Source organism: Parabacteroides sp. AF17-3 (genome assembly GCF_003635445.1).
Classification (GTDB): Bacteria; Bacteroidota; Bacteroidia; order Bacteroidales; family Tannerellaceae; genus Parabacteroides; species Parabacteroides goldsteinii.
Map to the genome: position 1 here is coordinate 88,502 of NZ_QTMM01000011.1, position 20,484 is coordinate 108,985.

At 46.1% G+C, this 20,484-nt stretch carries 16 protein-coding genes and 1 pseudogene; 14 read left to right on the forward strand and 3 right to left on the reverse strand.

The genetic code is table 11. The features are described 5' to 3' along the window. Nucleotides 1-314 precede the first annotated feature (314 nt). Nucleotides 315-635, forward strand: a complete 321-nt coding sequence (locus DWW91_RS15450; RefSeq protein ID WP_233584502.1) for a hypothetical protein — start codon at nucleotides 315-317, stop codon at nucleotides 633-635. Continuing rightward, the gene (locus DWW91_RS15455) at nucleotides 590-1,201 is read left to right on the forward strand and encodes a nucleotidyl transferase AbiEii/AbiGii toxin family protein (protein WP_122328259.1); all 612 of its coding nucleotides are present in this window, start codon (nucleotides 590-592) and stop codon (nucleotides 1,199-1,201) included. The genes DWW91_RS15450 and DWW91_RS15455 overlap by 46 nt, the downstream gene beginning before the upstream one ends. 34 nt (nucleotides 1,202-1,235) lie before the next feature. On the opposite strand, the gene DWW91_RS27680 is transcribed toward DWW91_RS15455, so the two are convergent. Beyond that, complete coding sequence (locus DWW91_RS27680) at nucleotides 1,236-1,394, reverse strand: hypothetical protein (protein WP_158599457.1); 159 nt, start codon at nucleotides 1,392-1,394, stop codon at nucleotides 1,236-1,238. Between the two features lie 108 nt (nucleotides 1,395-1,502). Here DWW91_RS27680 and DWW91_RS15460 point away from each other — a divergent pair, with 108 nt between their 5' ends. The 12 genes and pseudogenes from DWW91_RS15460 to DWW91_RS15515 all read left to right on the forward strand — a co-directional run bounded on the left by DWW91_RS15460 (nucleotide 1,503) and on the right by DWW91_RS15515 (nucleotide 16,497). Beyond that, nucleotides 1,503-3,071, forward strand: coding sequence for an ATP-binding protein (locus DWW91_RS15460; RefSeq protein WP_122328260.1), 1,569 nt, complete (start codon nucleotides 1,503-1,505; stop codon nucleotides 3,069-3,071). 249 nt (nucleotides 3,072-3,320) lie between these two features. Beyond that, nucleotides 3,321-4,070 (forward strand): annotated as a pseudogene (locus DWW91_RS15465) (DUF4469 domain-containing protein). An 80-nt stretch (nucleotides 4,071-4,150) separates the two neighbouring features. Beyond that, complete coding sequence (locus tag DWW91_RS15470) at nucleotides 4,151-7,123, forward strand: hypothetical protein (protein ID WP_122328261.1); 2,973 nt, start codon at nucleotides 4,151-4,153, stop codon at nucleotides 7,121-7,123. A gap of 325 nt (nucleotides 7,124-7,448) precedes the next feature. Next, a complete protein-coding gene (locus tag DWW91_RS15475; protein ID WP_122328262.1) occupies nucleotides 7,449-8,726 on the forward strand; it encodes a hypothetical protein in 1,278 nt (425 codons plus the stop codon). Nucleotides 8,727-8,916: 190 nt separating this feature from the next. After that, entirely contained in the window at nucleotides 8,917-9,090 is a 174-nt protein-coding gene (locus DWW91_RS28110) for an HU family DNA-binding protein (protein ID WP_233584505.1), read from the forward strand. 121 nt (nucleotides 9,091-9,211) lie between these two features. Further along, nucleotides 9,212-10,774, forward strand: a complete 1,563-nt coding sequence (locus DWW91_RS15485) for an ATP-binding protein (protein WP_122328263.1) — start codon at nucleotides 9,212-9,214, stop codon at nucleotides 10,772-10,774. A 79-nt stretch (nucleotides 10,775-10,853) separates the two neighbouring features. Further along, the gene (locus DWW91_RS15490) at nucleotides 10,854-12,029 is read left to right on the forward strand and encodes a Xaa-Pro peptidase family protein (protein WP_007659295.1); all 1,176 of its coding nucleotides are present in this window, start codon (nucleotides 10,854-10,856) and stop codon (nucleotides 12,027-12,029) included. Nucleotides 12,030-12,048: 19 nt separating this feature from the next. Beyond that, nucleotides 12,049-13,743: an alkaline phosphatase gene (locus DWW91_RS15495; RefSeq protein ID WP_007659293.1), complete on the forward strand. Its 1,695-nt coding sequence runs from the start codon at nucleotides 12,049-12,051 to the stop codon at nucleotides 13,741-13,743. A gap of 68 nt (nucleotides 13,744-13,811) precedes the next feature. Then, nucleotides 13,812-14,732 carry an aspartate carbamoyltransferase gene (gene pyrB, locus DWW91_RS15500; protein WP_007659291.1) on the forward strand — a complete coding sequence of 307 codons (921 nt, stop codon included), beginning with the start codon at nucleotides 13,812-13,814 and terminating at the stop codon, nucleotides 14,730-14,732. A 6-nt stretch (nucleotides 14,733-14,738) separates the two neighbouring features. Further along, nucleotides 14,739-15,203, forward strand: coding sequence for an aspartate carbamoyltransferase regulatory subunit (gene pyrI / locus DWW91_RS15505; RefSeq protein WP_007659289.1), 465 nt, complete (start codon nucleotides 14,739-14,741; stop codon nucleotides 15,201-15,203). Nucleotides 15,204-15,209: 6 nt separating this feature from the next. Beyond that, nucleotides 15,210-15,776, forward strand: a complete 567-nt coding sequence (locus tag DWW91_RS15510) for a flavin reductase family protein (protein ID WP_007659287.1) — start codon at nucleotides 15,210-15,212, stop codon at nucleotides 15,774-15,776. Between the two features lie 4 nt (nucleotides 15,777-15,780). Further along, on the forward strand, nucleotides 15,781-16,497 hold the full coding sequence (locus DWW91_RS15515; RefSeq protein WP_007659285.1) for a porin family protein: 717 nt from the start codon (nucleotides 15,781-15,783) through the stop codon (nucleotides 16,495-16,497). A 6-nt stretch (nucleotides 16,498-16,503) separates the two neighbouring features. On the opposite strand, the gene DWW91_RS15520 is transcribed toward DWW91_RS15515, so the two are convergent. Further along, a complete protein-coding gene (locus DWW91_RS15520; RefSeq protein WP_122328264.1) occupies nucleotides 16,504-19,383 on the reverse strand; it encodes a PD-(D/E)XK nuclease family protein in 2,880 nt (959 codons plus the stop codon). 72 nt (nucleotides 19,384-19,455) lie between these two features. Beyond that, on the reverse strand, nucleotides 19,456-20,463 hold the full coding sequence (mgrA, locus tag DWW91_RS15525; RefSeq protein WP_122328265.1) for an L-glyceraldehyde 3-phosphate reductase: 1,008 nt from the start codon (nucleotides 20,461-20,463) through the stop codon (nucleotides 19,456-19,458). Nucleotides 20,464-20,484 lie beyond the last annotated feature (21 nt).

Here is a 20,484-nt window from a genome sequence, read left to right on the forward strand (position 1 = left end):
TATAAATAAAGGAATATTCATTAAAACAGAAGTTTATTGGACAACAACAAATAATGATGCTTCTACCGCATACATAGTAAACTTCCGTACTCGGCCTGCCTCAATAGACACAGATGCATATAGATATAACTACCGAATACGTTGTGTTACCAAATAATAAGAAAGTGAACTCTTATTCTACAATTGGTAGAATAATTAATAATGATGTTAAGTCAGCAGCTTAACAAAAGCGTTCTTTGACATGATGGGATTGGAGAAAAGAATATATTTGTTATATTTGCGAGTGAAAAATAGTAACAACAAATCACTTCTTTATGGAACAATCAGATGATATGGTAAGCAACTTCATTGAGAAGTTTTCCCCCCATTTATTTTGGGATACTGATCAGAGTAAACTGGATTGGACAAAACACCGTTCTTATATTGTAGAACGTGTTTTGGAATACGGTTTATTTTCGGACTGGCAACTTCTCCGTAGCAGGTTATCTGTCACCGAAATAGCGAAACAGGCCAAACAGTTCCGCCAACTCGATACAAAAACCCTTGCCTTTATCTCTGCGATATCAAATACCCCTAAAGAAGAATTCAGATGTTACAATACCAAACAATCGAACCAGTCACACTGGAACTTTTAATAGATTTACTGGCTATCCCCGAATTTAAAAATTTACGACTGGCAGGAGGAACCTCTCTGGCTCTCCAGATTGGGCATCGTAAATCCATAGACCTCGATTTATTCGGAACATTTGAAACTGAACCAGATGAGATATTGGATATACTCAATTCTATTGGTAGCTTGACTATCATCAGAAATATGAGAAATATCCACGTATTTATGATTAACGGAATAAAAGTCGACATCATAAATTATTCTTATCCTTGGTTACATCAAGCAAATAAAGCAGATGATTTACGTTTGGCGTCTATTGAAGACATTGCTGCTATGAAATTAGCAGCAATAGCCGGACGCGGAACTCGGAAAGATTTTATAGACATTCATTTTCTTCTCAGACAATTTTCTTTACAGGAAATGCTGGATCTGTACACAGCCAAATATGCAGACGGCTCCGTATTTATGATCCTGAAAAGTCTGATTTATTTTGATGATGCCGAAAATGATCCGGAACCTTTTATGTTTGAAACCATCGATTGGAATCTGATCAAATCCGAACTCCGCGATGAAGTTACTAAGCTGACTTAATTCCTTATAATATTCTTATTCCCAATCGCATCTGCTATTTGGTTACAGATGCACCGATCGTTACGCAGCCCCCTTGCCGGGGGTTGCGCGGCTTTCCGTGTGCGTTTGTGCAACCAGCCACCCCGGGACAGTTTCCCGGCTCGGTTCCGCTTCGTGGGCGGACGTGGCGCCAATAAAAAGCGTTCTTTGACATGATGGAATAAAATTGAAACAAATAGGTATTACTATATTCATTATTATTTTCCTTTCAAGAGAAAAGTAATAATCTTATCTTTGTGTTCGTGCTTAAAACAACGGAAACATGGAAACAATGCCGATCAGAAAACTCCCGGTAGGGATACAGGATTTTACCTCTTTAATAGAAGATGGTTTTTTGTATGTGGATAAAACAGATTTGGTTTACCGGATGGTAACTACCGGTAAACCTTATTTCCTAAGCCGCCCGCGCCGTTTCGGTAAAAGCCTGCTCCTTTCAACACTCGAAGCCTATTTCCTCGGACGGAAAGACCTGTTCAAGGGACTGGCTATCGAACAACTCGAAAAGGATTGGAAAGTTTACCCGGTACTTCATTTGAGTCTGAATGCTCAATTCTATGAAAATAAACGAAGCCTGGAGCAAGTGCTTGATGCTCATTTTATTCAATGGGAAAAGAAGTATGGTGAAACGGATAAAGAAGTTGGGTATTCCGCACGTTTCATGCAAATCATCCAACAAGCCTGCGAGAAAACAGGAGAGAAAGTAGTCGTCCTGATCGACGAATACGATAAGCCCCTGCTGCGCACCTTGTTTAACGACGATCTGCACGACGTTTACCGCGAAATGCTGACAGGTTTTTACACCGTCCTGAAAGATGCCGACCGTTACCTGCGTTTTGTATTCATCACCGGAGTAACCAAGTTTTCGCAGTTAGGGATTTTCAGTAACCTGAACCAATTGATGGATATCAGTATGGCTCCCGATTATGCAACGATTTGCGGTATGACAAAGGCGGAGATCGAACGCAATTTCCAACCCGAACTGGCCGCTCTTGCTGCCATGAACAAACTGACGTACGAACAAACGGTAAACGAAATGACGAAACGTTACGACGGATATCATTTCTCGGAATTCCTTTCGGATGGAATCTATAACCCGTTCAGCGTACTGAATGCATTGGTTCAAAAACGGTTCAGCAGCTACTGGTTTGCTACCGGAACACCGACGATGCTGGTAGATATGCTGAAAAAGACCGACTACGACCTGCGTCAACTCGACGGTATAGAAGTTCCGGCAGCTGCACTGATCGATTACCGGGCCGATTTTCATAATCCGGTGCCGATCATCTACCAGAGCGGGTATCTGACGATCAAAGGCTATGACCCTGCAAAGGATTTCTATACACTCAACTTCCCAAATGCTGAAGTAAAATACGGATGGCTGAATTTCATCACTCCATATTATACTCCTTTGTCGGAATCGACCGCTCCGTTTTACATCGGGAAGTTCTGGGATGAGTTGCGTGCCGGCGACGTCGATGCGTTTATGGAACGGTTGCACGCCTTCTTCGAAGGTATTCCCTATGAACTGAACAGCAAGACCGAACGGCATTATCAGGTAATCTTCTACATTGTCTTCAAACTGTTGGGACAATATGTAGATGCCGAAGTACGTAGTGCCCGCGGCCGTGCGGATGCAGTGGTAAAGACAACCGATTATATCTATGTATTCGAATTCAAACTGGACGGTTCGGTAGACGAGGCTCTCCGGCAGATCGACGAAAAAGGCTATCTGATTCCTTACACCGTCGACAGTCGCCAACTGGTCAAAGTCGGTGCCTCCTTCGACAAAGAAAAACGCAATATCGGAGAATGGAAAGCCATTTTCTGCTGACAATACCCCATTACCCTTTTCGATTTTATCCCATCATGTCAAAGAACAAACGGTCTTTAACATGATGGGATTGTTTTTTAAGCAATCGCATCTGTAACCTATAACAGATGCACCGATCGTTACGCAGCTCCCACGGCGGGAGTTGCGCGGCTTGTCGTGTGTGTCTGCATGTGAAATTGAAACGAATGAAACACTAGTATTAACCGGCGAGGCGTCCTGACAGGCACCGGACCACAATTTTTTAACGAAATGGCAAATACGCTGAAAGTATGGATGGCACCCAACTCGGTGACACCCGACCCCAAAGACAAGATCTTTGTACTCGAAACCACCGGCTAAGCCGACATCAACAAGATCTATGAAGAAATGCGTGCCGAAGACACCGGACTGCGTCTCGAAACAATCGTGCACTCGGTTACCCTCTTCCAACGCGTCTGTGCCCGCCTGCTGATGAACGGATGGCAACTCAACACAGGACTGTTCTATGCCGTGCCCCGCCTGCTGGGACTGGCAGGAGACGGCAGATGGAACCCGGAAAGCAACAGTATCTATGTGGCTTTCACGCAAGACAAAGTGATGCGCGAAGAGATCGCCCTGACAACGATCAGTATCCTGGGCACGAAATCAGATGTGATGTACATTCTCGGAACGGAAGACCGCAAGACCGGCCTGAAAGACGGGACCATGACACCGGGACGCAACTTCTTCGTGCGCGGTGCCAACCTGAAGGTGCTCGGTGAAAACGAGTCGGTAGGCGTCACCCTGACCAACACGACGACAAAAGCCGTAGTGAAACTCGACGACGACATGATCACAAAAAACAACCCTTCGGAACTCACGCTCCTGATCCCCGCCGACCTGGCTGACGGTGACTACCTGCTCACTGTACGCACGCAATTCGGTACCAGCAAACATCTGCTGAAAGAACCCCGTGAAGTATCTGTCGATGTGCATGTAGGTGACGGTGGCGGCGGTAGCGACCGTCCGGAAATCGAATAAAACCGGGAAGAGACACTTCCCAAAAACAGACAAATATCAATTTTTCAACTAACAATATGTTTAATTTAAAACAAACGAACATGAACGTAAAAAGTTTAATGTTGCTCCTCGCCCTCGCAGGATTGGGACCGAGCTGTTCAGACGATGAAGCAAACGGAAATGGCACCAGTGGTATCGCCGGACGTTCCGAGTTGCAGATCGTCTTCAGCGGAACCGGCGAAAGCCAATCGTACGAAAAAACGAAAGCGATTGCCAGCGCCAAAGAAAACCGGATAGACGACTTGCAGATTTATCTGTTTGCGTCTGCTGCCGAAAATGGTCCGTATTACTATCTGGAAACATGGAAGGACGGAGATGCAGCCTACAATCCGGAAGATGTGGATGGAGCCACCGGCAAACCGAAAACCAACTTCAAGAAGACGGAAACCGGCACAGGCTGGAAGGCATCCCTCTATCCAAACGAGTTGGGCGGAGTACCTTACATCAAGCTATTCTGTATCGCCAACAATGGTGCAGGAGGCGTACTGGCATCCGACGGTGCTACAGCTTCAAAAACGACGGATGGCAAATTTTATCAGGAAAACGGTACAACCGAAATCCTGTCTACCCTCACTGCCGTAACGACCGCCGACAACGGAGACGGCACATTTACCGTCACCCCGGGAACTACGGAAGAAGACTTTCTCAAGAGCTTTACCGCAGTCCTCGGAGCCGATGCCAACGGCGTGATCTCCACCCCGTTGCTGATGACCGGACAGGGAAAAACAAAAATCAGCGGCAACGTGTCGAAAGTCAATATCGACCTGACACGCGTGGTTGCCCGTTTCGACATCGACAATACCACCTCGAAGTCGAACCTAACCATCAAAAAGGTGACACTGGCGCAAGGACGTAAAACGGCCCCGCTGTGGGATGCTTCGCAGATCACAGCCGTAGCCAAAGAGAATCTCGCTACCTCCGACCTGATTGCACAAAAGTATGAACCGATAGATTTCGAGAAACTCAACGGTGCCAACCAGGGGATCACCGAAAGCTCGATCTATATCTACCCGACCCTGCCGACCGACGAAAGTTATCTTATTCTGGAAGGTACCTACAAGAGCCCGGTGAACTCCGACCAGGTAGAAGTCACCTACCACGTACCTATCGTGCGTACCCCGGAAGGGGCCGATAAAGGCGAATATATCTCTATCAAAGCCAACAACCGCTACTGCCTGCGTATCACCGATGTGACACTGAGCAACGTATTCGGCAGCTTCGAAGTAGTTGACTGGACCTCCGGCGGCGGTATCACCATCCGTCCCGACAACGACGCACCGGTATTCGATACCGCCAAGTCTTTCGTCGAAGGGGACAAACCGAAAGACCTGAATGCCGCCAATCCCGAAGCATCCACCTATGATTTCGAAGTTACCGGTGATGCAGACGGAAAAGGTTCGTTCATTCTCGAAATTGCCGCAACCGGAAAAGTACGCTGCGAAAAGGAAGTTATGACCAAAGCCGGCGAAACAGACTGGCTGAATATCTCGACAAGCAATTCCGAAGAACGCGACGGGGTATGGTACACCAAATTCCAGTTCCAATACGACCAGTCGATCGGCCAACAACCTGTTGCCGTACATTTCATCAACGAAACCGCTTCTTACGACCCGGCCTTGTGGACAACAGTCAATTTCTTCGGACCAAAAGCCGTTCCGTCGTTCGCAGCAGCCAAAGAAGGCAATTCGCTGGGGAACACGATCAGTGTAGACGTTCCTAAAACTCCGACAACCAGCCTCTATACCGTAAACGGCAGTTACGTCACATTCGACATCACCAGTATCGAAGGCGTCGAAGCAGGTACCCTGACCGGATACAAAGCCGAAGAAATCACAACAAACGGATTTGTTCATACATATAAGATTTCCGTAAGCGATCAAACAACAGCAGCCGGAGGTAACATGGTATTCAAGAATGCCGGCAACCCGGACAAGACAACGACTTTGGCAATTACGAAAGCAGACCCGAGTCTGAAATTCAAGGAAATCACAGACACTGATAATGTAGGTGACTGGGTTGAAGGAGTGGAAACACCGTATCCGACAACCGGAACATTGAAAATCGACCTCGATGCCTTGAACAGCTACACATTCAGGATCAATGCTCCCGAAAACCTCACTGTAAACGGACTGAACTGCGACTGGTTAACAATCTCGGAAAGCCATGCATGGAATGCCAGCGACAGATATATCGAATACACTCTAACCAAAAAAGGGGACAATCCATCCGGCACAGACGATTTCAAGCTGACTTTCACCAATAAGCTGACGGAATCGTCCAAAGGTATCAACGCTCCGGGTCTGGATATTACTATCCACAAAGATTTCAGTAAACCGAAATACAATGCCGGAACAACAACGGCTAGTTGGAGCACGTACAACACCGACTTCGCCGCGGATGCTTCCTTCGACGATCCTACGGCTGCAATGATCAGTATGTATAAATTCAACAACAGTGCGATTACCGTAACGAAGAGTTGCTCGGAAGCTGCCTCGTTCGAAGCCGTAAACGGATTGAAAGTCGATAAGATCGGAGAGACCAAAGAATATACGATCAAGGTAACCGACGCGGACCAGTTAACAGCTGCTACCACGGAACTGATTGCCCATAACGACGGAGCATACGCTACCAATAACAGTACCGACCGTAAAGCGAAACTGACAATTACATGGGCCAGCCCGGAAATAACTGTGGAAGCATTAGCAACCGGTGCGGTAACACCGACTGTCTGCGACCTCAATATTACGGTCCCAAGCGATTTCAAGAGATACACAGACGCCTCATTCAAAATCATCGGCCATAAAGGATCGACAATCACTTATCCCGATGTGACCGGAAAGTGGACCAGCTTCGATGTTTCTCCGGCTTCTATCGGGGGAGCAGGCTCTGCAACAGTCATTTTATTAGGTACAGCCGATGTTGCAGATACATCCACTATCTCTATCACTGTCCATAACGCAGTGAAGGATGAAGATGTAACAATCAATATCAGTAAAGAAGTTGCAGCACCTTAAGATAACACACCCTACCAAAGTCACTTCTGGAACTAAAAAAGGGGTGTTACTTAAGAGCCAAAAAGGCCTGCATCAGAGAGAGAACCGGCGGTTCAGGATAGCCCCGGCCTCAGCGGGTGAGTGTTAAGCGAAGGTGGAAGACGAAGCGTCCGGAGACTGTGCTGTTTGAGCGCAGCGAGTTCACAGACGACAGCGTAGTCTTTCACCGGAGCAGCGAAGCCGGTGCTGCCTTGATCTTTTCTTTGCTTCGTTTCTTTTGAATCAAGCCAAAAGAAATGAAGGCCCGTCCGGTGGCAAACCGGAATAATAATTAAAAATAAAGATTATGAACATAAAACATCTATTATCTCTCTTCGCTGCCGGAGCATTCCTCTTTGCTTCCTGCACGGAAGAAAATGAGATAAACGGAAACACTCCTATCGACGGAAGCAGTACAGACGACACTTCCGGTCGTAAAGAAGTGCTTCTGAACATAAAAAACAGCCTTGTCCTGCAAAAAACAGGTACAAAAGCTGCTGAAGAACCGATAGCGACTGAAGAGGAAAATTATATCCGTACGCTCGACGTCTATGTATTCGGAGCCAAAAAAGAAAATGATCCTTACACTCTGCAGGAAATTCATTATTACAGAGACGATGCCTCCACAGTGACACTTCCGGGTGTAGATACCTACAGTTTTAACCTGAACAACGATGCTGACGACAGCGCCATCACTACCGGTCTGCTGAAACTGAAAAAAGGCCTCTTCGTCAAACTGTATTGGCTGTCGGTAAACGACTACACCATCGAAAACAAAGGTCAGAAGGTAACGACTATCACCGGCACCATCACCGATGCGACTGGCATGCAGGCCACCGGCAAAACGGACGGAGAGTTCACAATCAAGAACAAACTGGACCCGACAAAGACTATCAAGGTGGAAGTCATTACATCTGTTCCGGTAGCGGCTACTGTCAGCAAAAGTGTGAACGATACTGGTTTGAATGCTTTAACTTCAAAAGAAGTTACGTTATATAATGCAGAAGGACAGTCTATTTTGCTTTCTACGGACATATTGGCAACATTAGAGGCTAAATCGGATGCCGGCTTCCTGAGATTGTCAAACGGCACGAACAGTGAACATAAGATCACGTTGCCGACAGCCCAGTCGTTGCCGCTAAGCACAACTCCGAAACTGGTATTCACGACCGGCGACGGTGCGACCACTGAGATCACGGTTGCCCTGAAATCTCCGGCTATCACAGCTTTAACAACAAGTGATATCCAAAGTACAACGGGAACAAACATTCTCACTGAGGCCACTGATGCAAGCAATACGAAAGTGACAATAACCGATGCTACACCCAAAAGCAAATTTACACACTCTGTAAAATCGCAGGCAGGCATCACCATCGGCGAAACTTCTTCGTGGCTCAAAGTGGCCGCAGCACCGGCAACTGGTACTCCCGGCGATTATACAACGGTCGTAACTGTTTCCATCGTTGGCGGAACCAACCTGACAGAGGCCATCACCAACGGAAAGATTGTATTGACCAACAACATTCCGAACGGAGGTGATATGACGATCGATGTGGAGACATCCGTACCAACGGCTATTCCTTAAACCATAACACGGAGAGAGTACTGTCGGCTGCCCTCTCCCATTTATTATCTTTATCATTCCATTAACAACTATCAATCTCACAAAACATGAACAAAGCAGAATTCAGAAACAAACTCGCTTCGCGTCTTGAATTAACCCAGGACTCATCAAGAAAATTATCGAAACATGTCTGGACATTCTCTCCTCCTCTCTGGAAAAAGGCGACACGATCACTTTTCAGGGTTTCGGCGTCTTCACCCTCTGGCAACAAACCCAACGTGAAGGCAGAAATCCCCGTACCGGCAAACAATGTATAATCGCTCCCCGCACAAGCGTCAAATTCAAGCCGGGTAAGTTCCTGCTGAAGAAACTGAATAAAAGTTAGATTTATCCCCTTAAATCCAAAGGGGTAAAAAACAATGAAAAGCATTCTTTAATATAATGAGATTGATAAGGATTTCGCTATATTTGTACCACCTTTTCAAACAGGTAAAAACAAAGTGATTATGGCAAAAACAATCAGACGTAAATTTCCGATAGGTATACAAAGTTTCAAATCGCTGCGACAAGATAACTATCTGTATGTAGACAAGACAGCACTCGTTTACGAATTAACGAATAGCGGGAAACCGTTCTTTCTGAGCCGTCCGCGACGTTTTGGCAAAAGCCTCCTGCTTTCTACACTCGAAGCTTATTTCCGTGGACAGAAAGAATTATTCAAAGGGTTAGCGATTGAAGAACTGGAGGAAGAATGGCTGACTTATCCGGTGCTGCATTTGGATTTAAATGCCCGGAAATATAGTACCCCACAGGATCTGGATGCTATTTTAAACCAGTATCTCGAATCGTGGGAAAAGCTCTATGGCACAGAAAAGCAAGACCGGGCACCGGAAGAACGGTTTATGTATCAAATACAACGTGCAGCCGAGCTAACAGGTCATCCCGTCGTCGTACTCGTCGATGAATATGACAAGCCGCTGCTCCAATCTTTGCAAGATAAGGAGTTGCACCAAGCCTACAAGGAGACCCTGAAAGCCTTCTATGGTGTGCTGAAAAGTGCCGACCAGTATCTGAAGTTCTATCTCCTGACAGGTGTTACCAAGTTTGGACAAGTCAGTGTGTTCAGTGATCTGAACCAACTAAAGGATATCAGCATGGATCCGCATTATAATACGTTGTGCGGCCTCACCTGGCAAGAGATTGCCGATAATTTCCAACCTGAATTGCAACTACTGGGTGAAAGAAACGATCTATCGCCGGATGAAGTACGTGAAACGATGACCCGCCAATACGATGGCTATCATTTTATGTACGGTGAAGAGGGTATTTTCAATCCATTCAGTGTTCTGAATGTATTAAGCGACGCAACCTTCGACGATTACTGGTTCAAGACGGGAACCCCTACTTTCCTGATAGAGCTTCTCAAAAAAACGGATTATGACCTGCGCAATCTGGAAGGCATGCAACTGGATGTCAACTCATTTGCCGATTATCGCGCCGACGCATCACGCCCCATTCCGGTGATCTACCAGAGCGGATATCTGACCATTAAAGGGTATGACAAGCGTTTCAGGCTTTATACGTTAGGCTTCCCCAACGACGAAGTAAAGTATGGTTTCCTAAACTTTATAACTCCGTTTTATTCATCCGTTCCAGCCAAAGACAGTGCTTTTTATATAGGTAAGTTTGTCAATGAATTGGAGTCTGGTGATGTGAACGCCTTTATGACGCGCCTTCGGGCCTTCTTTGCCGGTATTCCTTACGAATTGAATGACAAGACGGAGCGGCATTACCAAGTGATTTTCTATCTCGTTTTCCGGCTTATGGGCCAATTCACCGAAGCAGAAGTACGCAGTTGCAAAGGACGTGCCGATGCGGTTGTAAAAACACCTGACTATATCTATGTCTTCGAGTTCAAACTGGAAGGAACGGCCGAAGAAGCCCTTGCCCAAATCGATGACAAAGGCTACCTGATCCCCTACACTACCGACGGTAGACAATTGGTCAAGGTCGGTGCCAATTTCAGCGCAAAAGAACGCAATCTGGAGAAGTGGATTTCTATTTCTTAATCAACATTTAATATCCCATCCTGCTTTTTCCCGGCAATAATTTAATATCTTTGATGCCACATAAAAATAAAAGTTGGAGATGATACAAAAAGAATTGACCGGCGACCTGCAATTGAAATGGGGTCGTATGCAACAGGCAATGCGAAAGATAAATGCGGATGCATGCCTGCTAAGTGTAGATGTAAACCTGTATTATACAACCGGACGTGTGTATAGCGGATATTTTTATCTGCCCGTAGAAGGCACGCCCTGGTTCTTCGTCAAACGCCCTAACGGATTAAGCAACGACCAAATCGAATATATCCGCAAACCGGAGCAAATAGCCGAGATATTCGCTGCCCGCGGAATAAAAATGCCGGAGAAGCTGCTTCTTGAAGCCGATGAGCTGACATACAACGATTATATCCGTCTGCAATCGATTTTCAATCCCAAAGAAACCGGCAATGCAACTACATTGATGCGGACCTTGCGTGAAATCAAAACACCATGGGAAATTGCCCAGTTTCGTATCTCGGCGGCAAAACATGCCAAGACATACGCTGAAGTTCCGGAATGTTTCCGTCCGGGAATGACCGACCTCGAATTTCAGTACGAAATCGAAAAACGTATGCGCCAGAACGGTTCCATCGGGTTATTCCGTGCATTCGGTGCTAATATGGATATCTTTATGGGAAGCATCCTGGCCGGAGAAAACGCCGAAGCTCCCTCTCCTTTCGACTTCGCCCTGGGTGGCGGTGGCATGGATGCCTCCTGTCCGCTCGGAGCCAACGGCACGGTCCTGAAAGAAGGTACGGCTATCATGGTCGATATGGCCGGGAACTATACATCTTATATGACAGACATGACCCGCGTATTCTCTGTCGGTAAACTGACCGAAGAAGCCTACCGTGCCCACCAGGTAGCCCTGACAATACAAAATGAAATCGAAAACACAGCCCGTCCGGGTGTCGTTTGTTCGGAACTGTATACTATTGCTGCCGGCATTGCCGAAAAAGAGGGGCTGGCAGCCAACTTCATGGGAACCAAGCAACAGGCCAAATTCGTAGGACACGGCATAGGTATCCAAATCAACGAACTTCCGGTACTGACGCCCCGCTCCAAAGAAGAACTGCAACCGAATATGGTATTTGCCCTCGAACCCAAATTCGTTATTCCGGGCGTGGGAGCCGTCGGCATTGAAAACAGTTTCCTGGTGACAGAAACAGGATTGGAAAAACTGACACTTTTCGAAGAAGAGATCATTCAATTACATTAATTTATAAACATACAAGCACATGAAAAAGACGATTACTTTTCTGCTTCTACTGGCAATCATCATCATGCCGGCAAAAGCTGCGGATGTAGAAAACGTAAAACCGGTCAAGAATGTTATTCTTCTGATACCGGACGGAACTTCACTGGCTACCGTTTCTATGGCACGCTGGTTGCAATGGTACACAAACCCCGACAAACCCAACCTGAACCTGGACCCGTATCTGTGCGGAACCGTGCGTACGCACTCTTCAAATGCCCCTATCGGAGATTCCGCTCCGACAACTTCCTGCTATATGACCGGCTATCCGAGCCGTACCGGTTATGTTTCCACTTATCCGGAACACGACGGAGACAATGATATCTACCCGACCGACCCCGAACGCGCTTTCCAGCCGCTTACCACCGTTTTGGAAGCTGCTAAGATGACACAGGGCAAATCGACCGGTCTTGTTTTCACCTGCGAATTTCCGCATGCAACACCGGCAGACTGCTCTGCCCACAGCTACAACCGCGGTAAATATGAATGGATTGCTCCGCAGATGGCTCACAACGACCTGAATGTTGTAATCGGTGGTGGCGCATCTCTTCTTCCGGAAGAAAGCGAAGCTTATCTGAAAGGTAACGGATATGGTGTGTTTAAAAACGACATCAGCGGTATGCGTAACTACAGCGGTAACAATATGTGGGCTTTATTCGGTGACCGCGAAATGGCTTACGACATCGACCGCGACCCGGCCCAGCAACCGGACCTCGAAGAAATGACACGTATCGCAATCGAGAAACTGTCTAAAAACCCGGAAGGTTTCTTCCTGATGGTAGAAGGCAGTAAAGTAGACTGGGCCGCCCATGCAAACGACCCTGTCGGTATGGCAACAGATATGCTGGCTTACGACCGTGCCTGTGGTGCTGCACTTGAATTTGCCCGTCAGAACGGAGAAACAGCCGTTATCATGGTTCCCGACCACGGAAACAGCGGTATCAGCATCGGCCGTTATTCTTGCGGAGGTTATGATAAACTTACAAAAGATCAACTGTTCCACCAATTCTCTCTTTATAAACTGACGGCAGAAGGTTTCGCCAAGAAAGTAAACAGTGAACCCAACTCCGAAGTACAGAACATCTTCCGCGAATATGCCGGTTTCGAACTGAGCCCGGAAGAACTGGACGCATTGAACCATTGCAAAGACTACAAGAACAGCCCGATTCCTGAAAGCGAACGTACCACCGAAGGGAAAGGCTCCCTCTACAGCGGTTCGCTGACCTCTTTCATGTCTAAGCTGCTTACATCAAAAACCTGTTTCGGATTTACAACCGGCGGACACACCGGTGAAGACGTTTTCCTGGCAGCTTACCACCCGGACAAAGCCAGCCTTCCCATCGGTATGCACACCAACATCGAACTGAACGCATATCTGTGCGCCTTGTTCGGCATGGACCGTGACAAACTGGACGAACTGACAGAAGAGAACTTCGCTCCTCACACAGAGGTCTTTGAAGACTATAAATGTGAGATTATTCCGGCAAAAGACGAGAAAGGCTCTCCCTCTCTGGTCGTGAAAAATAAAAAGAAACAAATCAACATCACCCCGTTCAGCAATATCGTCACAATCGGTAAAAAAGGACAGGAAGAAGTCCGGCTCAACTCGGTTGTAGTTTATGTAGATAAGAACAATACATTCTACCTTCCGACGAAGCTGGCAGAATATCTGAAATAAATACAAGCGGAGGCTATTCAGTCTCCGCTTTTTTTATACTTTTGCAAGAAAGACAGATTATACACAAAATGAAAAGTAAAAGTTTAGTTTCTATCGATCAATGTTCCAAAGAGGACATTCTTCGTATTCTGGATAACGCCAGGAAGTTTGAGGAAAATCCAAACCGAAAGCTACTGGAAGGCAAAGTGGCTGCCACCCTGTTTTTTGAACCCTCTACACGCACGCGATTAAGCTTCGAAACAGCTGTCAACCGCCTGGGCGGACGAGTGATCGGATTCCAGGATGCTTCTACCACCAGTTCTTCCAAAGGGGAAACGCTGAAAGATACCATCCTGATGGTCAGCAATTATGTCGACCTGATCATTATGAGACATCATCTGGAAGGCGCTGCCCGTTATGCATCCGAAGTAACGGACATACCTATCATCAATGCGGGCGACGGTGCCAATCAGCATCCCTCGCAGACTATGCTCGATTTATACTCCATTCAGAAGACACAGGGAAAACTGACCGACCTGAACATCACCATGGTGGGCGACCTGAAATACGGACGGACAGTGCATTCGCTGATTGTCGGCATGTCACATTTTAATCCAACTTTTCATTTCGTGGCTCCGGACGAACTTCGCATGCCGGACGAATACAAGAATTTCTGCGACGAGCACGGCATCAAATATTACGAACATACGACATTCGATGAAGATGTTATCAACCAGTCCGATATTCTTTACATGACCCGCGTACAACGCGAACGCTTTACCGACCTGGAAGAATATGAACGGGTAAAGAATGTGTATATCCTGCGTAATAAGATGCTCGAAGGAAGCCGTGAAAACCTTCGTATCCTTCATCCCCTGCCCCGCGTAAACGAAATTGCTTACGATGTGGATGATAATCCGAAAGCCTACTACATCCAGCAGGCACGCAACGGATTGTTCGCCCGTCAGGCAATTATTTGTGAAGTTCTTAATTTATCAATTGAAGATTAATCAGTCATGTCAGTAGAAAAGAAAAGAGAATTGCAGGTTGCCGCTCTGGAGAACGGAACTGCTATCGACCATATCCCCCCCAGCCAATTATTTAAAGTGGCCAAATTGTTGGGACTTGAAAATATGGATAACACAATCACGATCGGAAACAATTTCCAAAGTAAAAAAATGGGATGCAAAGGCGTGATTAAAATATCCAACAAGTTTTTTGAAGAAGACGAAATCAACCGTATCGCCCTGATTGCTCCCAAAGTAATCCTGAACATTATCCGTGATTATGAAGTTGTGGAAAAGAAAACAGTTACATTGCCGGACGAACTGGTTGGATTGGTTAAATGTAACAATCCGAAATGTATCACCAATAACGAACCGATGCCGAGCCGTTTCGAAGTAATAGACAAAGAAAAGGGAACAATCAAATGTCGTTATTGTGAACGTAAAATCAATAAGGAAGATATTATTATTAAATAAGTTTTTATGAAGCAAGACTGGAAGCCCGGTACCATGATTTATCCTTTACCCGCCGTAATGGTTAGTTGTGGCAGCGAACCTTCAGAATACAATATTATAACGGTGGCGTGGGTCGGTACAATCTGTACCAATCCACCCATGTGTTATATATCCGTACGTCCCGAACGTCACTCCTATCCCATACTGAAAAAGAATATGGAGTTCGTCATCAACCTGACAACACGCGAACTGGCCTATGCAACCGACTGGTGCGGTGTCAATTCAGGTAAAGGGCACCATAAGTTTGAAGAAATGGGACTGACACCGGGTAAAGCCACGTTAGTAAACTGTCCCACTATCGAAGAAGCACCTCTTTGCATTGAATGCCGGGTCAAGGAAGTGATTGCTTTAGGCAGCCACGATATGTTCATAGCCGATGTCCTGAATGTTCAGGCAGATGATAAATACCTGGACCCGCAAACGGGAGCATTCGATATGCAACGGGCCGACCTGCTGGCTTATTCACATGGGAAATATTATGGATTAGGTGAATTTGTCGGTAAATTCGGCTGGTCGGTAAAAAAGAAAAAATAAACGTATGAAAAAGATACTTCTTCTATTGCCTGTGTTTTTTCTCTGTATATCAGCCAATGCGCAGAAATTTATACAGATTGAGGACAAAGCGTTTAACTTCGGAGCAAAGGTTGGTGTCAACTCTACGTTTCCAATCGTTAATTCGCTTACAATAGATGATGTCAAAGCGGAGAATATCCGCCTGCAATATAAGGTAGGCTATCAGGCTTCTGTCTTTTGCAGAATCAATATCGACCGTTTCTTTATCCAGCCGGACCTGTCATGGTATCACACGAAAGGAGACATTCTTTTCTCCATGCCACAAAATACCGAGTCCAACTTAGCTGATAGCAATACACCGGAAACAGACCTGCTTCAATTAAAAACCACCTCACTCGAAATGCCAGTTATGATTGGCTATTACCTTGTCAAGGAAGGACCGTATGCCCTCAGTATGATGGTAGGTCCTAAAGTGAAGTATAATTATAAGGTACGCTATACGACACATTTCTCTGAGGTCACGAATGAATACATCAACGACAGCACTCCGTTTGAGTTGGGTATTGCCACAGGGTTGGGTGTCAGCATCTGGAGGCTCTTTTTCGAATTCACCTATGAATTCGGACTCAACAAAGTCGAATCCGATTTCAAAGACAAATCCTCGCAAAACCCGATTGAAAGAAACATCTCGATCGACAAACGGACTAACATGATGAGTTTCTCACTCGGTTTTCTGTTCTGACCTGTACTATTTTCCACAGATATCTTTGAAAGGACACCAGGCACAGGCTTTTTCCGTTGTTGTCTGTGTAAACGGTGTTTCACGTCCGAATATCTCATCCAGACAACGGCGCAATTCTCCTTCAAACGCTTCGGAATATGCCGAGAAATCTGTTACCGATTCCGTTTTCGTCCGTTCAATGCGTCTGCTGACTGAGGCGTCGAACGAGTCGGAGAAAAGCGTACGCATATAATAGATACCCGGCTGAATCGTCTTTCCTGCGGGAGCGGCTCCAAGCATCCACGAATACATGAAAACCTGCATCACGGCTTTGGCACGGTCTTTATCTTCCTTATCGAACAAGCTTTCGACCGAAGTGAAAACAGATGTTCCGCTCCCACTCTTATAGTCGATAATACGAACCGCATCACGCACCTCGTCAATACGGTCGATAAAACCTTTCAACTGAATCTCTGTCCGGTTGTCACCCAACGTAAACAGACGGTTAATCTTCCGTTCCGATTCAATATATCGGAAAGGCGTCAGTTTACTGTCACGTTCCAATATCTTCTCCACATATTTCCGAATCATCTCACCTATCAGAAAATTCTGCCCCGTCAGAGGACGTACGACGTCCGACATAAAGAAAATTTCTGCAAATGCCCGGGCAATGGCACCCGTCAGGACAGGCGTATCTTTCTTAATTGCTTTCAGCAGGTCGGCTGTCACTATTTTTCCACAGAGAGGCATATAGAGTTCTTCCATTACCTTATGCAGGATGCTACCGAACACGTTACTTTCAATCGTTTCGCTAACCTCTTCTTCCTCCTGTATACCTTCGACTACCGAGAAATAGAATTTCAACGGACAGTCCAGATACGTATTGACGGCACTGGCGGAAATGGCCCGGTTTCCCCCTTTGTGGAAAGCATTCAAGCGTTGCATCACCTCGTCCGTCTTCTTCACCTGCAAGGCCGGAGTCTTGGCAGACGATACATTATATACGAGCAGTTTGTTTTGCAACGGCACTTCGTAGTGATAATGCAATTGATGGACAAAACGGCTGACTTCGCCAGTCTGTAAACCATTACTGCGGGTATCATAGAGTAAACTGACATGGCTCGCCCTATATATTAAACGGTAAAAATGGTAGGCCCAGACACTGTCCTGATGTTCATAGGTCGGTAAACCGAATCCTCTTCGCAGATTATACGGGATAAATGAGTTTGCCGCCTTACGCAACGGGAAAATCCCTTCATTCATGGAAAGGATAATCAGCCGGTCGAAATCCAGTGCACGGGTTTCAAGTACTCCCATAATTTGCAAACCGGACAACGGTTCTCCCCGGAAAGGAATGGTAATCGTATCGGTTACCCGCTTGAGCAGACGGAAATAGGTATCTATCTTCATTTCTATTCCGGCATCCTGCATAATTTCTTTCATCCGGTTGACAGTCGTAAAATAATGGAAGATAAATTCCTGCTCAAGGTCATTGGTCCGTTGCGTGGCATCCTCTTCTTCTTCGCCGGACGACAAGGCGTGCATCACCTTGTTCAGCTCCTGCAAGACATTAATAAGATAATCGGAAAATGTATTCACATCGGTCACCGGAAGAAAGAGGACCGACAACAAATCAGTCTTTCCCAAATCGGCGGCAGAAATATATATCCGGTTATTTTCCGCAATATCTTTCACCAGGACATTCACTATTTCCGGGCAGGTCGAACTGATATACCGGTGATTCAATATAGGTAATACATCCCGGAAATAAAAGACCGGTTGCCGGTCTACATAGCGTACGTTTTTCTGCAACGCAAGAATATATTCCATCAACGAAGCGACAGGCGTACCCGCCAACGGGTATCCCATCGTCACATTAATCCGGCGAATCTGTTCAGGAATTGCGTTCAGCACCGGAATAAGCAAATGTTCGTCGGGCAGAATGATAGCTGTACGCAATGCTTCCTCGGGTGACATCTCATCCTCCTTGCATAGTTCATTTAATAAGGTATAGACCTGTTTCGCCTGGCCGATACCGGACGGAATACCGATGACTTCAATTTCCGTATCTACTTTCTCTTCGGCAGGAAGCGGATATTGAGAAGGGAAGTTTTTGAGATTGCGCTCAACAAAATAAGAGGCTTTGTTGTTCGGGTCGGTCACCTTGTCAGAAGCATAATCCCAATAGAAATCGGCAATGCCCCGTTTCTGCAACTGAATCAGAAAACGTTCCTCAGCCACAGACAAAGCATTTAGTCCGACAAAGACAACCTTCGTATAAGGCAGGTCACAACAGTTGTTCTGCTCCATCTGTTCGACTACTTCGCGGAATATCATTCCTTCATAGCCTCTTCCTTCTGCGGCTAATGCGTCACGCAAGTCATTGTATAATGTATACAGGATTTTCCACACGGCAAGAAACTCTTCCTGATTCGGAGAATCTCCTTTCGGATAGAACGATGACCAGAAAGTACGGATAGCGGCAATCTGCTCTGCATCCAGAAAGCTGAAATCATTTTCTATCTCCCGCAAGTCCGTTACATTGGTAAACAGCATGCGGGCGTCGGCCATGTATTTATCGACATCATCGAAATCGTTCAATAACATTTCTCCCCAGTACAGGAACTCATCGAAAGTTTCTGTCGAACCGCTATGCCGGACATAAATATCATACAGCATAAACAGCATATTGATTCTGTCGGCCGTCTGTTTACCGCTCAACTGCACAAACAAGTCGTTGATGGTCAAGATTGTCGGGGAGAAAAGTGGTTTGTCAGCTACTTCCGAAAGATATTTCTGAAAGAACAATCCCGTTCTGCGGTTAGGGAAAACAAAGGCCAGCCTGCTGACCTCCCCTCCGTATTGCTGATAAAATAAAGAGGCTATCTGTTGTAAAAATGGTGTCATTTGCTTCGTTGTTGTTGTTATGTTATCGATGTAATGCCTTCAACTTTTGTAGAAGAAGCCTACTTTCACCGTTTAACCGAGGTTTACTCTCAAAATACTCTCGATCCTTTCCTGTTCGTCTGCCGTGAAATTCGTATTGCGCAGCGCTTTCAGGTTGTCGAGCAGTTGCTCTACCGAACTGGCACCTATCAACACACTGGTTACGCGATCGTCTTTCAATAGCCAGGCCAGTGCCATTTCAGCAAGGGTCTGTCCACGTTCGGTAGCCAAATCGTTCAGAAGGCGAATCTTATTTATCTTATCATCCGTCACCTGTTCCCGTTTCAAATGGCCGGTTGACTTAGCGGCTCTTGAATTTTCAGGTATTCCATGCAGATATTTATTAGTAAGCATTCCCTGTGCCAAAGGAGAGAAAGCAATCATGCCGACACCTTTTTCTTGTAGCAAAGGCAGCAAATCTGGCTCGGTCCAGCGGTCGAACATAGAATAACGGGCCTGATGGATCAGGCAAGGAACGCGATGTTCTTTCAAGACAGCCAACGCCTTTTCCGTCTGTTCCGCATTATAATTTGAGATACCTACATACAGCGCTTTCCCCTGGCGAACGATATCTACCAAAGCCCCCATCGTCTCTTCTATCGGTGTTTCCGGATCAGGACGATGGGAATAGAAGATGTCCACATACTCCAATCCCATCCGTTTCAGACTTTGGTCTAGACTTGCCATCAGATACTTACGGCTTCCCCAGTTTCCGTACGGCCCCGGCCACATATCATAACCGGCCTTTGTCGAAATAAGAAGTTCGTCACGGTAAACTCCCAAACCTTTTTTCAGAATCCGGCCGAAATTCTCTTCTGCCGAACCATAGACCGGGCCATAATTATTGGCCAAGTCAAAATGGGTAATGCCGTTATCGAAAGCCGTATAAGCTATCTTTATAAAATTATTGAAGACATCCACACTTCCGAAGTTATGCCATAACCCTAAAGAAATGGCCGGTAACAAAATACCGCTACGTCCGCAACGGCGATACGTCATGCCGGCATATCTGTTTTCATCTGCTGTATATATACTTTCCATGGTTTATTTTTATTTCCTACA

Excerpts from the sequence above, each read along its gene's own strand:
- DWW91_RS15450 (WP_233584502.1), top strand. The coding sequence starts at position 315 with ATGGAACAATCAGATGATATGGTAAGCAACTTCATTGAGAAGTTTTCC.
- DWW91_RS15455 (WP_122328259.1), top strand. The coding sequence starts at position 590 with ATGTTACAATACCAAACAATCGAACCAGTCACACTGGAACTTTTAATA.
- DWW91_RS27680 (WP_158599457.1), bottom strand. The coding sequence starts at position 1,394 with ATGTCAAAGAACGCTTTTTATTGGCGCCACGTCCGCCCACGAAGCGGA.
- DWW91_RS15460 (WP_122328260.1), top strand. The coding sequence starts at position 1,503 with ATGGAAACAATGCCGATCAGAAAACTCCCGGTAGGGATACAGGATTTT.
- DWW91_RS15470 (WP_122328261.1), top strand. The coding sequence starts at position 4,151 with ATGAACGTAAAAAGTTTAATGTTGCTCCTCGCCCTCGCAGGATTGGGA.
- DWW91_RS15475 (WP_122328262.1), top strand. The coding sequence starts at position 7,449 with ATGAACATAAAACATCTATTATCTCTCTTCGCTGCCGGAGCATTCCTC.
- DWW91_RS15485 (WP_122328263.1), top strand. The coding sequence starts at position 9,212 with ATGGCAAAAACAATCAGACGTAAATTTCCGATAGGTATACAAAGTTTC.
- DWW91_RS15490 (WP_007659295.1), top strand. The coding sequence starts at position 10,854 with ATGATACAAAAAGAATTGACCGGCGACCTGCAATTGAAATGGGGTCGT.
- DWW91_RS15495 (WP_007659293.1), top strand. The coding sequence starts at position 12,049 with ATGAAAAAGACGATTACTTTTCTGCTTCTACTGGCAATCATCATCATG.
- pyrB (WP_007659291.1), top strand. The coding sequence starts at position 13,812 with ATGAAAAGTAAAAGTTTAGTTTCTATCGATCAATGTTCCAAAGAGGAC.
- pyrI (WP_007659289.1), top strand. The coding sequence starts at position 14,739 with ATGTCAGTAGAAAAGAAAAGAGAATTGCAGGTTGCCGCTCTGGAGAAC.
- DWW91_RS15510 (WP_007659287.1), top strand. The coding sequence starts at position 15,210 with ATGAAGCAAGACTGGAAGCCCGGTACCATGATTTATCCTTTACCCGCC.
- DWW91_RS15515 (WP_007659285.1), top strand. The coding sequence starts at position 15,781 with ATGAAAAAGATACTTCTTCTATTGCCTGTGTTTTTTCTCTGTATATCA.
- DWW91_RS15520 (WP_122328264.1), bottom strand. The coding sequence starts at position 19,383 with ATGACACCATTTTTACAACAGATAGCCTCTTTATTTTATCAGCAATAC.
- mgrA (WP_122328265.1), bottom strand. The coding sequence starts at position 20,463 with ATGGAAAGTATATATACAGCAGATGAAAACAGATATGCCGGCATGACG.